Raw genomic sequence first — 14,769 nt, 5'->3', positions numbered from 1 at the left:
TTGAATGGCGCGCTAGCATACGCTATGGAGCTTGAGAAAAAAGGCGATATCTACGGCGCAATGCGGATTTGTCGCGGTATTTTACGTGATAATCCGCAAGATGGCGATGCGGCTGTGCTTTTTGCGCGGCTAAATTTAAATCATCGAGTAAGCTTGGGCGTCAATATGGCGATGCTGGAGCGCTTTTTAAGCGTCGATGCGAGCAAACAAGCGGAATTTAAGAGGTGGCTAATTGATGTATGAAAATGAACTGGAAGATATCATCGAAGCAGTAAACGAGATGAAAGCACAAAAGCGCGTGCAAGATTTGGCGGTGCAGCAAGAGGGGGCTGTGAATGCAAACGGCGCTGAAGCAGAAGCACAGACTTCGCAGTATGCTTTAAGCCCCACTTCTTTTGCGCCAGATCCCATTGCACCTGATGCCTTAAATTCTACATCTGCACCGAATATCGCTTCATCAAACGCGCAAAATTTTACTTCCTTGGATACCAAAAATTTCACTTCGCGCTTTGTTTCATCGGACGCTTTAAATTCCGCCTTCGATCATTCAAATTCCATGGCGAGTAAGAGCTCTACGTATAGCAGCACGGAATTTGCAGCGGACGCTACTTTAAAAAAATCTGCCGTAAAAGATGAAAATTTTACTTTTTCCAGCGAGGAGAATTTTAAAAACTCTGATCTTACAGGCGGTCAAAATTCTGCGGCTTCCGCCTCTCTAAACGGAGAGAATTTTAAAAATTCTGCTTCTGCAAGCGGCAAAGATTCCGTAAATACCGCCTTTGCAAGCGAAGAAATTTTAAAAAGCTCCGCCGCGAAATTTGACGAAAGCTTTCGTGATTTATCGGGCATCGCAGGTGAAATTTACGATAGTCTAGGCAGCGATATGAATGGGTTTGTTTCTCCGCAAAGCAGGGACGCAAACATGGCGCAAAGCTCTGCCAAAAGTAAAGATTTTGAATTAGCGCTAAATTCTACGGATGACGACTCCCAAAGTGAGCAAGATTTGACGCCTCGTATTTTAGGCGCGCATTTTAAGGAGCTAAGCAATGACGATTTTGGGCCTGGCTCTGATTTCAAAGAAAACGAAGTTGACGATTATTTCAGCACAGCGCATTCTAAAAAGCAGGATTTAGCGTCACTTCAAGCTCAAAATTCCGCCGCGCTAAATATCCGCAATGCTGCCGCGCGCCAGCAAAATTTCGTTTCACAGCCGCAGAATTTTACGATCCCTGAGGCGCGAGACGATGAGCTCGCCACGCCGCAGCTTCGTAATTCCGCCAAGCAGGATATGCAAGCGGGAAGTCTTGCTTCTTCTGGTGCTAAAAATTCCGCCACGTGCCATCCTGAAGCAGTGCGACATCTCGGGGCTGCGAGACAACCTCAAGCGGGCTACAAATCAAAATATCTCGCAAATGCAGATTTTAAAATTTCAAGCGAGGCGGAGTTTTTGAGCGCGATAAAAGAGCGAATTTTAGTGCTTTTTGAGGGGCTAAACGCTTTTGAGAAGGGTGATTTGAACGCGCGTGTGGAGCTAAATTTAAAATTTATGGAATTTTTGCTTGCAAGTATCGAAAACCGACTTGAAAATCTATCAAAATGACGATTTCATCGCGCTTTTAGATTATCTTAAAAAATTTAGCTCACGCATATATCTAGTAGGCGGCTGCGTGCGCGATCATTTTTTGGGGCGGGCGAGCGCTGATGTGGATGTGGAGCTTTACGATGTGGGACCGCGCCGTTTCGAGCAAATTATGCAGGACTTCGGCGCACAGGGCGTCGGCAAAAGCTACTTCGTCTATAAATACAAAAACTTCGATATCTCGCTTCCGCGCACCGAGAGTAAGACGGGCATAGGGCACAAGGGCTTTAGTGTCGCTTTGGCTATGGACGAACATGAGGCTAGCAGGCGACGCGATTTTACGATCAATGCGATGATGATAGATGTTATAAGCGGCAAAGTGCTCGATTTTTACGGCGGGCTTGCGGATTTGCGCGCGCGTATTTTGCGAGTGGTTGATCCACGCACTTTCGTGGAGGATAGCTTGCGCGTGTATCGCGCGGTGCAGTTTGCCGCAAGATTTGAGCTTCGCGCCGAGCCTCTCACCTTAGAGCTCATGCGTAGTATCGACGCTAGCGATCTTAGTTGCGAGCGCATTAAAGCAGAGCTGATTAAATTTTTCCGTGCACCCATGCACCGATATGGGATGATGCTAATGCAAGAGCTGGGGCTTTATGAGCGGGTTTTTGGATTGCGGATTGATCCGCGCACGCACGAGCGACTGATAAAATTCATAGAGCGCGGCGAATCTTTCGTGAGAAATGAAATGTTTTTTTTATATGCGTTTTTGAATTTTTTAGGATTAGATAAAAATAAGATTTTAAAGAATTTAGGGCTAAATTCTCTTTATAAAAGGCTACTTAGCGAGCCGTTTTTTAAGCGGGTAAGCGACGAGCAGCTATGCAAAATCGCTCTAAAAATGCCGCTTAAGCAGTGGCTCGGGCTGTATTGTAAAGGTAGGGTGCAAGCAGCGAAGCGGCTTGGGATTTGGGATAAGAAATTTAAAAGCTTGGTTTGCGCCGCGGATGTCGCTCGCAATCTGCGCGGTGCGGCGATCGGCAAGGAGATTGAGAGGCTGCAAGAAGCGGAGATTAGGGCGTTCGTAGCGGCTTTAAAAGCGTAAATTTAGAGAGATTTCTGTAAAATCGCCGTTTTATTTAGGAGCTAGTTTTATGAAAAAATTCTATCGTCGCGACGAAATTTACGCGTTTTGCAAGAATGCTGCGTCTTTGCAAAAGTGCGCTTTTTGCTTTGATCGTAGGCAAAATCCCGTGATTTTTGCTGCGCGAAATTTTATCTTTTATGGCGAGCGAAATTTAAATTTTTGCGGCGTAAGATTTCATAGTGCAAAGCTTAGCTCGGTAGAATTTTATGACACAGAATTTTACCTATTAAAATTTCATCCGTCGTGCCGCCATACCGAAAAAGCCCACGAGGCGAAGTTTTATGGATCGAGAGAATTTCGCAGATCACATCGCTGCGGCGAGAAATTATACGAGCCGTGTAGCAGCGAGACGGAATTTCACGGCTCTCATTACAGCGAGATGAAATTTTGCAGATTAGGGCATCTTGGCACAAAATCTCACAGCCTGCGTCATATTAAACGCATTAAAGCAAAATTTAGCGAGCCGTATTGCGCGTCCTGTGCTATGGGAGTAGCTGTCGCGCCGCACCACAAAAAAATGCAAGAGCCATATCGCTGCAAAGAGATATCTGACGTCCTGCAGCGTCGCAAAATCATGAACCTAAATTTTATTTCACAGAATTTCAAATTACAGAATTTTGCCCATTCAAATTTGCAAGGCTTTACTGCGCGAAATCCCAAGCCGCGTAATTTAGCTTTTCGAAATTCTAAATCTCAAAACTTTGCCTCGTGGAATTTTAAATCGCAAAATTGTGCTCGTGCAAAATCGGTGATTTTTGATGTTTAATATTGTACTAGTCTATCCGCAGATCCACACAAACACGGGCTCCATCGGGCGTATGTGCGTCAATGCGAGCTGCCGCTTGCATCTGATCAAGCCGCTGGGATTCCTAATCGACGATAAGCATCTGCGCCGTGCGGGGCTCGATTATTGGGCGAACTTGAATCTTAAAATTTGGGAAAATTGGGACGAGTTTATGGCGGCGAACGATAAATTTAAGCAACGCTTTTTTTTTGCGACGACGAAGACGAACAAGCTCTATTATGAGGCAAAATTTCAGCCGGGCGATTTTTTGATTTTCGGCTCGGAGGGGCACGGACTGCCGCTTGAGATCATGCGCACAAAGCGCGAAAACTGCATCACGATCCCGATGAGCGGGGCGGGGCGCAGTTTAAATTTAGCTACCAGCGTGGGCATCGTAACCTACGAAGCGATCCGCCAAAATATCGATAAATTCGACTTTAGGAGCGCGGTTTGCGAGTTTTAGCGCTACTTTTTGCGATGTTTTTCTGCGGTGCGGGTGCGGCGGAGCTGAAAATCGCATCGTTTAACGTGCAAAATTTATTCGACGGCGTAAACGACGGCACGGAGTATGCGGACTTTGAGATCGGGCGCGGTGGTTGGAGCGAGCAAAAATACGAGCGCAAGCTGCAAGCGGTAGCGGACGAGATAAGCGCGCTTAATGCCGATATTTTGGGGCTGCAAGAGATCGAAAACGAAGCCGTGCTAAAAGCGCTTGCGCAGAAAGCGGGCTATAAATTCTACGCTTTTTCGCGCGCACAGACTGCACCTGCGGGCGTGGCGGTGATGTCGCGCATACCGATAAAATTTCAAAAAACCTACCGCCCGATAGAGCTTAAAACTAGAGATATTTTGCGCGCTGATTTTGCGCTTAACGGCGCTGATTTTAGCTTTTATGTCGTACATATGCTCTCTGCACGCAATCCGCTTAGCGAGCGCAGGCGAAATTTCGCCTTTTTACGCGAGGTTTTGCAAGGGCATCAACGCGCTATCGTAGCAGGAGATTTTAATACGAATTTCGGGCGAAATTCTTTGCTAAACGAGCTTATCGAGCGCGACGGATTTAGTGATTTATGGGCACTACATCCCTGCTCGCAGTTAAAGCATTTTGGCTCTTGTGAATCTCACGAAAGAGGCGCGGTGCTCGATCATATCTTGCTTAGCGACGATTTTTTTAGTAGCGAGCCTGGATATAAAAAGGACAGTTTCGCGGTTGCTAAATCCTCTACCGCTTCCGATCATTTCCCGATTAGCTTCATTCTGACGGACGAGGGCGCTTTAAAATCTATGCCGAAAAAGCAAGAATTTTTAGCTAAAAATACCGCTAGTGTCGCAAAGACCGTCACGATAGAGGAGCTTTACGGGCGCATTGTAAGTGAGCCTATGCTGATAAAAGGCGCAGTCGTGAGCTTTACAAACCGCCACGGCTTTGCAATTTCTCAAGATGGAAGCGGAGTTTTTGTCTATGGCGGCAGCGGGCTGCAGCTAGGCGATAAACTCGATCTGCTAGTAAAAAAGACGAAATTTTATAAGCAAAGCTTTGAAATCGACGATTTTGAGATCGTATATAGAAGCGGCAACGTAGGCTCTATCGCACCATACGTTTTGCCTAGCGCATCGGTGCGGCAGCTGCGCGCAGGAGATGTGATAAGTACGATTAAAGGTGACGTTAAAGACGGCATAATTGATCTAAAAAGCACGGGAGAGTTTAGAATTTTTCGCAAAAGCGCTCCTGTGCAAAACGGTAAAAATTTAGAATTTAAAAATGCCTATTTTACGATTTATAAAGGGCAAAAGGAATTTATAGTAGAATGATACACACCGTTATAACCGCACTTTTCGTGCTTTTTATGATATTTATGATCGTAGGATTTAACCGCGAAATGATGGAGAAAAACGAAAAACGAAATCAACGAAAAAAGGATAAAGATGGAACTACTCATTGAGATTGGGGTCGAGGAGCTGCCTGCGATCCCGTTTTTAAAAGAGCGTGCGAATATCGCGCCAAAATGGCGCGCGGTACTTGAGGCTAACCGCATAAATAGTGACTTTCGCTTCGAATTTAGCCCGCGTAGATTTGTGCTATTTCACGAGGATTTTCCGCAACGCGGTGATGATGCGCAGATCGTAAGCACGGGCGCACCAAAATCCGTCGCGCTCAAAGACGGCGCGTGGAGCCCTGCGGCGCTAAGTTTTGCTAAAAAATGTGGCATAAGCGAAAGCGAGCTGGAATTTCGGCAGATAGGCGGCAAAGAGGTGCTCTACCACGCTGCGGTGCAAAAGGGGCGTGATAGTCGTGAAATCCTAGGCGAAATGATAGAGGAGTTTTTACGATCACTAAATTTTGGACGCGCTATGCGCTGGGGTAGCGGCGAGTTTGAGTTTATCCGTCCGATAAGAAGCATAGCCTGCGTTTTGGGCGGTCAAAACGTAAATTTTGAAATTTATGGCGTGCGAAGCGCGGCTGCATTTTTTCCGCACAGAAAATTTGGCTATGAAGCGATTAAATTTAAAGACGCCGCAGATTATTTCGCACTGCTGGAGCGTAACGGCGTAATTTTAAGCGAGCAAAAAAGAAAAGATAAAATTCTAAGCGAGTTTGCAAAGCTCGAGAAAAAGCATGGCTTTAAGATTGAGGTCGATCCTGCGTTGCTAGATGAAGTAACGGCGATCACCGAGTATCCGACGGCGCTGCTAGGCAGCTTTGAGCGAGATTTTTTAAGCGTGCCAAAAGAGGTCATTATCACTTCGATGAAGGAGAATCAGCGCTATTTTCCAGTTTTCGAGGGTAAAAACTTAAGCAATCACTTCGTTGTTGTTAGTAATGCGATCACCGATGATGATGAGCTTGTAGTACGCGGCAATGAAAAAGTTTTACGCGCGCGCCTAAGCGATGCTATGTTTTTTTGGAAAAGCGATTTGCAAGCGGAATTTAGCCCTGAAAAACTTAAGCAAATTTCCTATATGCAAGCCCTTGGCTCGGTTTATGATAAGCAAGTGCGCGAGCTAGCGGTAGCAAAGGCACTGAGCGCGGATTATGCTACGCAGATTGAGGCGGAGATCGGCAAAAAGGATTTTGCGCAGGATATAGAAAATGCCGTAATGTTTAGTAAAACAGATCTTAGCAGCACGATGGTGGGCGAATTTAGCGAGCTTCAAGGCATTATGGGCAGCTACTATGCCGCACACGCTGGACTGGCAGATCATGCATGCCGCGCGATACGCGAGCAATATCTGCCTAGCGGCGAGGATAGCGAGCTGCCAAGCGGTGTATTTAGTAGCGTAATCGCTGTGGCGATGAAATTTGAAACGCTCCTGGGGCTTTTTAGCATCAATAAAGTTCCAAGCGGCAATAAAGATCCGTATGCACTTCGCCGCGCAGCTACGGGGCTAATTAAAATTTTACTAAATCAAGGATTGAGCTTTGATGCGAATACGCTGGCGCAAAAGCTGGCGCCAAATTATAAGAAATTTGACATTTCTAAGCTGCTGGATTTTATGAAAGATAGATTATATGGAATTTTTGACGAGATAAATCCGTCCGTGATCAAGGCGTGCATCGCAAGCGGCGAAAACGATCTATTACGACTAAGCAAGGCCATAAAGGCGCTGGGCGAGATCGCAGCAGCAGCGGATTTCGGGGAAAATTTCGCGACTTTTAAGCGCCTAGCCAATATCATCAAGGACGAAAAAATAGGCGCGGTGGACGAAAGCCTATTCGAACACGACGCTGAGCATGCGCTAAATGCGGCGTTCAGGGCGGTTAAGCTCAACGAAAACGACGTGAGTGGGTATCTGCGCTCACTATTTGGGCTTAAAGGCGTGATTGATGATTTTTTCGATAATGTGATGATAAACGTCCAGGATGCCGCGATACGCGCAAATCGTATCGCAAATATCGGGCAAATTTATCGCGCGTTTTTGCAGTTTGCCGATATCAAAGAGATAGGATTTTAATTCCGCTTAGAGCTCATTCGCCCAAGGTTTGCACGAATCTTGGGCAAAATTTTACCGCGCAAAGGAGCGCAAATGCTAATCATCAACGCAAAATTACCAACTAAAAATCTAAAAATCACAAAATCTCTCTCGCAGCTGATTCAGGGCTTTCTTTATCGCTATCTGCCAGCTTCAGAGCACGTAGGATACAGGCACGAATCAAGCGGTAAAATTTTTAAACGCACGGTGTTTGATTTTATCTTGCGAGGAGAGGATTTGCGCGTGCGATTTGCTTCATGCGAGCCGGAGTTTGAACGTAAAATCGCGCTAGCAGTGCTAAAAGACGGGCTAAGCTTGGGTGAAATTCTATTTACGCAAACTACCGTCGAAGCGAAAAATCATAAAATTTGCGAGAACGAAGCTATTGTGCAAGGCTACGTGGCGTGCGCAGTAAGCGGGCTTTTGGGGCATAAAGTCTATTTGCAGCCGCAAGATAGCAGGCATTTAGAGATGATGAAGACAAATATTTTACAGCGATTTGAAACGATTATGGAGCGAAAATATGATGGCGAAATGGAGTTAAATTTATTGTGGCAAAAGCCGGGTGAGTCTGTGAAATTCTATTATGGCAACAATCGCGAGCCGGTATATGCGTGGCAAGCAAGATGGAGAATTATAGCTAGGGCTGAACTAATAAATTTGATCCTTGGCACGGGCGCTGGAAGTGGGTGTATGAACTACGGAGTAGGGGTTTTGGAGGTTGTAAAGCAAGACCTTATTAAAGTACAAATTTCAAATCCTAAAAAGGATAATTGCTTGCTTTGAAATCGATTGTATAATAAAAATCTAAAAAAGGCAAATCATTCTTTTAAAATACAATAACTATTGACAATATAATTAAAATTTAGTTATAATTCACCTATATTTTAGAAAGGATAAATTTTGGGCGATATAGTTAAAATTTTTTCTAGTATCGGCGAAATTTATGATAAACAGAAAACTAAAATCAACAACAAGAGCTATGAATACGATGCTATTAAAATTTATCTTTGCGATATTAAAAGTAAAGAAATATCAGTAAATAATAATATTTCAAGAGACGATTTAATAGTTTGTAGATTTGGCATAGGCGCGAATTCTGGCAATTTGTTCCCTAATGTCCAATTCATTAGCAAAGCCGTAAAAGACGATACTCCTAAATTTATAAAAGGAATTTTAAAAGCCGTAAAAAATATGCTCTCTTGCTTCAATCCTGACGATATCAAAAATGATAAAATATTAACGGATTTATCTAGCTTAAACGAGAGCTTTTTTGATGATATTTTAAGTGAAATTACAACTCTACAAGAAGAGCCTAAGAAAAAGGGCATGAAAGTAGCTACTTTTTTTGCATTATCTTGGGAGAGTATACCGATTTCAGCGTATTTTAAAAGTATTTTTATGAGTCATTTAGGCGATAGCAATAATGGTAAAACTGCCAAAATTTATGGTTATGATATGCTTACAAATAGTATTGGTATCGGCGGAGATGCGAATTTAGCGTTTTGTTCCGTAAATGAGTTACCGACTGCTTTACAAGACATTAAAGTTAGATTACTACCTCTAAATAGTGCTAATGCAAATTTGGTTAAAAACGGTTTTATGGCAATTGATAAGGAATTATCTTTTAATTTTTACGGGGATAAAATGGCGGTCTTACCGACGTTAATGGTAAATGATGCAAATTTATTAGAAAAAATAGTGGAAATTTTAAAAGATCCGAGCGAAAAGAAAAAAGATCTGCAAGGCATACAAAATATCGAAGAAAGTATTAATTACGAGTTGGAATTCGTAGCTAAAGCACAAGCAAATATGCCCGTACTAAATACAATTTTATTTTATAAAAAAAGCAATGCTGCGGTTAATGTATTATTGCAAATAGATGATGTATTGCCGTCTTATATTTCTAAAATTTCCGATTTAATGGGTAGATATAATATTAGGGCGATTAGGCGAAAAGATAGTAAAGATCAACAAGATGATACTATTTACATGCAAAATTTATTTCTTAAAAACATCGACATTATGAATTTTTTATTATCGCAAAATAGGATGAATTTGGACGATATGATGGAAAAATATGCTACTTTGATTTATAAAGGCAATATTAACTCTAGCTATGCGTCAAAAATAGAATGGGGATTTTATTTTAATCGCGTTAAGACATATCAAAATAGAAGTATAGAAAGTATCGAAAAATATCAAAATTTCTTTAATGAAATGGGTGCTTTAAATGAAAAAATATCATTTGCAAGGGAGGTTAATTTGCAAAGCTTAAGCGATAAAAAAGAGCTAATAAGCTCTATTTTGAAAAATAGCGAATTTCTAAAAGATAATGAAGTGTTGCAGAGCGCATATTTGCTAGGAATGATGTCTGCAGGGTTGATAAATCGCCAATTTGCTATTAGCAAAAATAGTTCATTTGAAAAATGGCTGAATAATGCCGGACTAATTACGAAAGAGCTTTTAGAACGGATTTGGACTAAGTGCGATGAAACTAACAAAAAACTCTCCAATGTATCGCGAGGAAAAAGAAGTGCTAATATAGAAATCATGCGCGATATTTTGATCGGAATTTTACCAAGTGCGTTTTTATCTCAAAAGCGGGTTAAGAGCGCTTATGTAACGCTAGCTTTTGCTATGGGCGGAAGTGATTTTACGAAATATATTAAAGATAACACTCAAGGAGACGAGTAATGAAAAAGAAAGAAATTCTATTTCTTTGGGACGGCGAAAATTTTAATCCAAACGGCGATATGCTAAGAGATAACGCTCCTAGGATAGACGATGAGACGGGTATAGCAGAAGTTACTGATGTACGTATAAAGCGAACAATTAGAGATGAAATTATGAAAAAAGACGAAAGTGCGATTTTCATTAAAGAGTATAAAAGAGATGAAAATATCTTAGATTGCAAAAGCGCAATACGTGAAGTAATTAACGTTAAGCAAGAAAAAATCGAGATTGAAAAAGAAATTTTATCTAAATTTATCGATATTCGCGCATTTGGTGGAGTTTTGCCGATATCGGATAAAGACGAGATGAAAAAAGAAGGCATAAAAACAGCCGGAATTCAATTTGTTGGACCCATTCAGTTTAGAATGAGCAGATCGCTTCATAGAGTTGCGGTAGAGCATATAAAAGGCACCGGCGCATTTGCAAGCGGTAGCGATAAGGCGAATAAAACGTTTAGGGAAGAAGATTTTTTAAATTATGCAATCTTTGCAACTTACGGAATAGTGGATAATCATAGTGCAAAGATTACAAATTTAAGTGAAGATGATGTGAAAGTGATTTTAAGCGCGCTCTGGAGTGGGACTAAAAATTTAATTACTCGCACGAAAATGGGTCAGATGCCTAGATTTATGCTAGTAATTACATATAAAAATGATACTTTCGCTGGAGATTTAAATAACTGTGTGGCTATAAATAGTAGCAAAGAAGATGTGGAGATAAGAAGTATAAATGATTTTACGATTGATTTTTCTAGATTAAAAGCTAAACTTACTAGATACGCGCAAGAGATCGAAAAAATAGAGTATATGAGTGATTTTGACTTCGAGCAAAATAACAGATCACAATTTGATAGTAATTGGATAAAAATAGGATTTTAAATGGATATAATAGCTTTTGAGCTATCGGGAGATTATGCGCATTTTTCTCATCCGGCTACTATCTACTCGTCTCTTACATACCCGGTGCCGCCAAAGACTGCAGTAATGGGGTTTTTGGGGGCGATTATAGGTGAAATGAATTATTTTAAACTTAACGATATAGGTTATAGCGTTATTTTAAGTTCGCAATTTCGCAAAAAAACTATGATTTTTAACGGTATAAAATTTGCTCTATCTTCAAGTATGCATATCGAACAAGGCTACCAAGATTCTAGTGAGAAAAAGCAGTTTTATAAAGAGCTAATAAAAGATCCTAGATATGTTATATTCGTTGATTTAAGTGCTTTAAATGTTTCTTATAAAGAAAATATAATCAACAGCTTAAAAGCTCATAGATGTGTCTTTACGCCATATTTAGGTATAAATTTTTGTATAGCGGATTTTAAATATATCGAGATAAAAAATTGTGAATTGGTTCATGAAAAAGAAAGTTTTATAGATACGTTCGTTTTGATGGACGATTTTATATTTGATGCACAAAGCTTTGATATCAGACTTACTACGGCTAGAATGGCTTGCGGATGCGAAGAGGGTCGAATTTTTAAGGATTTTAAAGATTTCGTTATCAAGCTAGGCGGCAATAGTCAAATCAAAGCAAAGAATAGAGGAAATATTTATCAAATAAATGACTACAAGGTCTACTTTGCAAAGTGAGCTGCTATCGCATCCTAATAAACCGCTAATAAAGCATATAACAAATATGCTTGCTGAAACGGATAGTAGGCTTTTACAATGCATTAAAATTTATCACGATATAGCTAAGCTAAAAACTAATTTTCAAATTTATATCAAAAATCCTACCGAAAAAATTGCAGATAAAAATCATGCTTTATTATCCGCTTACATATTTTTACTAAATTCAGAATTTAATGAGCTAGATACGGCTTTTGGGTTTTTATCCATCGTATCACACCATGGAAATGTAGAAAATTTTTGTGAGCTTACAACGCAAAATAAAAATTTCGGTAAATATTTTGAGAGCTCGAAAGAGCTAGGCTTTTGGGATGAAGTCTTAGATAAAGCTTTAGGTTTAGAAATTTACAAAGATATTAAAAGGGATAAAAATGAGCTTTTAATTAAAGCTAAACATTTAAGAGAATATTTCAAATTTGCGAAAAAGAAGTTTGATTACGATGACTTTTTAAATTTCAAAGACATATTTTCGTCGCTTATTTATAGTGATAAATATGAAGCTATTTTTAATCAAAGAATTCCTATTTCTAAACCGGCGAATCTTAATACGATCGAAAAATATATCAAAGCTCTGGAAAAACGTAAGCCAAATGAAAAAAGAAGTGAGTTTAGAAAATTCGTTTTAAATAATTTCGATGTAGATCATAATCTTTTTACTTTAACCGCGCCTACAGGCTACGGTAAGACTTTGACTGCGCTAAATTTTGCCGCTAAATTTAATAAAGAACGTATTATTTACGTGCTGCCGTTTACGGCTATCATAGATCAAGTTTATGATGAGATAAAAGAGATTTTCGAAGACGATAAAAATATATTAATTCATAAAATTCATCACAAAACTACGATAGATGAAAGTACCCCGCAAGATCGCTATTCTAAAGTTAAATTTTTGATAGATTCCTTTAGCGGAGATATTAACGTAACCACGCTATATCAATTTATATTTGCACTCTTTGGAAACAAAAATAAAGATAGCGTAAAATTTAACCGATTAAAAAATAGTGTAATAATAATCGATGAGGCGCAGGCAGTACCGTATAAGTTCAGGGCGGATTTTATGAAACTTTGCGAGATGATGGCGGAGAAATTTGGCTGCATTTTTATCTTTATGTCCGCCACGATGCCTATTGTTGATACGACTAAATTTAAAGAAATTTCAAATTTAGATTATTTCAAAGACCAAAATAGATACGTTTTAAAGTGGTTTGATGGCAATGAGAGTGCTTTAAAAGATAAGATTAAACAATCGGCAAAAGGCAAAAATACACTAGTCGTCGTAAATACCATTAAAAAAGCGCAAGAGCTATTTTTGGAATTTTACGATGAATTTAAAGTTTTTTGCCTAAACGGATATATGTGCGATGATCACAAACGAAAAAATATCGAAAATATAAAAGATGCAATTGCAAAAAATAAAAGTGGGCGCGGTGATCCGATCTTGCTAATTTCTACACAGTCTATTGAAGCTGGCGTGGATTTGGATTTTGATGTTGGATTTAGAGAGATAGCGCCCATTAGCTCGATTATCCAAACTGCCGGTCGCATAAATAGAAATTTCACAGCTCTGGGAGAATTATACGTATTTAACGATATTTGCGACTATTCCGATCTCATTTACGGTGATTTAAAACGCATTAGCGATACTATTTTGGTAAAAATTCTAAAGCAAAGAGATATCATCGAAAGCGAAATTTTAGATATTTCCACTAGGTATTTCAGCGCCATAAAGCAAAGCCTAGAAAGTTTATTTTTGGCGGAGCAGATGCGAGAGCTCGGATTTTACGATATAAACGAAAAGATTAGCGAGGCGATGGATGATAGACTTAAAATTTTAGTAATAATTGAGCCAAAAGAAGATTATATTAAAAAATTTCAAAATGAAATTTTTGAAATCAATAGGCTTGATATGGACAAATTTAATAAGAAAGATATATTTACGAATACTATTAAGAAAATTAATAGATTTGGTGTAAATATCACAGAATTTGATGCAAAGCGTTTAAATATAAAGCGTATTGATGGGCTAAAAGATGTTTATTATTTACCATTCGGCGATACTTCGTACAATAATAATTTCGGGATTAAAAAGGATGCCGCCTTAAATCTCAAGAATGAGTTTTTCGACTAATGTTTTGCAAAGACCAAATCACCGGCACGCTTGTGAATTATTACGTCACCTGCAAGCGCGAGGCGTGGCTTTACGCTCACCATATCCACGCAGATCAGGAGGATGAAAACGTGCTGATGGGCAAGGCGCTAGCAGATATTAAAGAGAGCGATTTGCAGGACTTTGCATTTTCAAATTTGAAATTCGACAGGCTCTCCAAGCAGCGCGGACATTATCTCATTACCGAATACAAAAAGAGCTTAAAAAACGAGCTTGCGGGCAAGATGCAGCTACTTTTTTACATCTATCTTTTAAAAACAGGCTTAAATTTAAAAGAGGTAAAAGGCAAATTAATTAGCGGCAAAACCGTCATAGCCATTGAGGATAACGCCGAAAATTTCACTAAAATCGAAATAATTCTAAACGACATTATCGCCCTTGTGAACGAGCCAAAGCCGCCTAAATTTAGCCCGCAAAAGATTTGCGAGAGTTGCGCTTATCGTGATTATTGCATTTAGGAGATAGAATGTACGCTATTTTATTTTACGATATTTCAAGCAGCGACGAAAAGGAGAAAAATAACGCTGCGCGCGTCCGAAAGGCGGTTGAGAAGTTTCTGCCTCGCGTGCAATTCAGCGTTTTTGAGGGTGAAATCAGAGCGAGCGATCTTAAAAAATTAATGGCGATTTTGCAAAAAGAATGCGCCAGCAAGCTTGATTCGGTAGTAATTTATACTTTTAATTCGCTCAAATATTCACAGCGTCTCGTCATCGGGTGCGATAAAAACGAGGCAATATTCAGCTAAAATTTAAGGAT

The 14,769-nt window shown here is 40.1% G+C and carries 15 protein-coding genes; all 15 read left to right on the top strand.

The features are described 5' to 3' along the window. Entirely contained in the window at positions 1–243 is a 243-nt protein-coding gene (locus Q0101_RS03695; protein ID WP_297942443.1) for a hypothetical protein, read from the top strand. Then, complete coding sequence (locus Q0101_RS03690; protein WP_297942441.1) at positions 236–1,600, top strand: hypothetical protein; 1,365 nt, start codon at positions 236–238, stop codon at positions 1,598–1,600. Before Q0101_RS03695 ends, Q0101_RS03690 begins: the two co-directional genes overlap by 8 nt. Continuing rightward, positions 1,560–2,681, top strand: coding sequence for a CCA tRNA nucleotidyltransferase (locus Q0101_RS03685; RefSeq protein WP_297942438.1), 1,122 nt, complete (start codon positions 1,560–1,562; stop codon positions 2,679–2,681). Before Q0101_RS03690 ends, Q0101_RS03685 begins: the two co-directional genes overlap by 41 nt. 49 nt (positions 2,682–2,730) lie before the next feature. Next, positions 2,731–3,489, top strand: a complete 759-nt coding sequence (locus Q0101_RS03680) for a hypothetical protein (protein ID WP_297942435.1) — start codon at positions 2,731–2,733, stop codon at positions 3,487–3,489. Then, positions 3,482–3,970, top strand: coding sequence for a tRNA (cytidine(34)-2'-O)-methyltransferase (locus tag Q0101_RS03675; protein ID WP_297880829.1), 489 nt, complete (start codon positions 3,482–3,484; stop codon positions 3,968–3,970). Before Q0101_RS03680 ends, Q0101_RS03675 begins: the two co-directional genes overlap by 8 nt. Further along, positions 3,958–5,319: an endonuclease/exonuclease/phosphatase family protein gene (locus Q0101_RS03670; RefSeq protein ID WP_297942432.1), complete on the top strand. Its 1,362-nt coding sequence runs from the start codon at positions 3,958–3,960 to the stop codon at positions 5,317–5,319. The genes Q0101_RS03675 and Q0101_RS03670 overlap by 13 nt, the downstream gene beginning before the upstream one ends. Then, complete coding sequence (locus Q0101_RS03665) at positions 5,316–5,450, top strand: hypothetical protein (protein WP_297942429.1); 135 nt, start codon at positions 5,316–5,318, stop codon at positions 5,448–5,450. The genes Q0101_RS03670 and Q0101_RS03665 overlap by 4 nt, the downstream gene beginning before the upstream one ends. Continuing rightward, positions 5,434–7,461 carry a glycine--tRNA ligase subunit beta gene (glyS, locus tag Q0101_RS03660; protein ID WP_297942426.1) on the top strand — a complete coding sequence of 676 codons (2,028 nt, stop codon included), beginning with the start codon at positions 5,434–5,436 and terminating at the stop codon, positions 7,459–7,461. The genes Q0101_RS03665 and glyS overlap by 17 nt, the downstream gene beginning before the upstream one ends. Before the next feature lie 72 nt (positions 7,462–7,533). Next, a complete protein-coding gene (locus tag Q0101_RS03655; protein WP_297942423.1) occupies positions 7,534–8,265 on the top strand; it encodes a CRISPR-associated endoribonuclease Cas6 in 732 nt (243 codons plus the stop codon). Between the two features lie 117 nt (positions 8,266–8,382). After that, positions 8,383–10,176 carry a TM1802 family CRISPR-associated protein gene (locus Q0101_RS03650; protein ID WP_297942420.1) on the top strand — a complete coding sequence of 598 codons (1,794 nt, stop codon included), beginning with the start codon at positions 8,383–8,385 and terminating at the stop codon, positions 10,174–10,176. Continuing rightward, entirely contained in the window at positions 10,176–11,093 is a 918-nt protein-coding gene (gene cas7b / locus Q0101_RS03645; RefSeq protein ID WP_297942417.1) for a type I-B CRISPR-associated protein Cas7/Csh2, read from the top strand. Before Q0101_RS03650 ends, cas7b begins: the two co-directional genes overlap by 1 nt. Further along, a complete protein-coding gene (cas5, locus tag Q0101_RS03640) occupies positions 11,094–11,807 on the top strand; it encodes a CRISPR-associated protein Cas5 (RefSeq protein ID WP_297942414.1) in 714 nt (237 codons plus the stop codon). A gap of 46 nt (positions 11,808–11,853) precedes the next feature. Next, positions 11,854–13,974, top strand: a complete 2,121-nt coding sequence (gene cas3, locus Q0101_RS03635; RefSeq protein ID WP_297942412.1) for a CRISPR-associated helicase Cas3' — start codon at positions 11,854–11,856, stop codon at positions 13,972–13,974. Next, complete coding sequence (locus tag Q0101_RS03630; RefSeq protein ID WP_297942409.1) at positions 13,974–14,471, top strand: Dna2/Cas4 domain-containing protein; 498 nt, start codon at positions 13,974–13,976, stop codon at positions 14,469–14,471. The genes cas3 and Q0101_RS03630 overlap by 1 nt, the downstream gene beginning before the upstream one ends. Before the next feature lie 8 nt (positions 14,472–14,479). Beyond that, positions 14,480–14,758, top strand: coding sequence for a CRISPR-associated endonuclease Cas2 (gene cas2, locus Q0101_RS03625; protein WP_005869129.1), 279 nt, complete (start codon positions 14,480–14,482; stop codon positions 14,756–14,758). The last annotated feature ends 11 nt before the right edge of the window (positions 14,759–14,769 follow it).

This window comes from uncultured Campylobacter sp. (genome assembly GCF_937921625.1).
Classification (GTDB): domain Bacteria; phylum Campylobacterota; class Campylobacteria; order Campylobacterales; family Campylobacteraceae; genus Campylobacter_B.
Note: the sequence above shows the minus strand (reverse complement) of the source record. Positions and strands in the feature narration are given on the sequence as shown.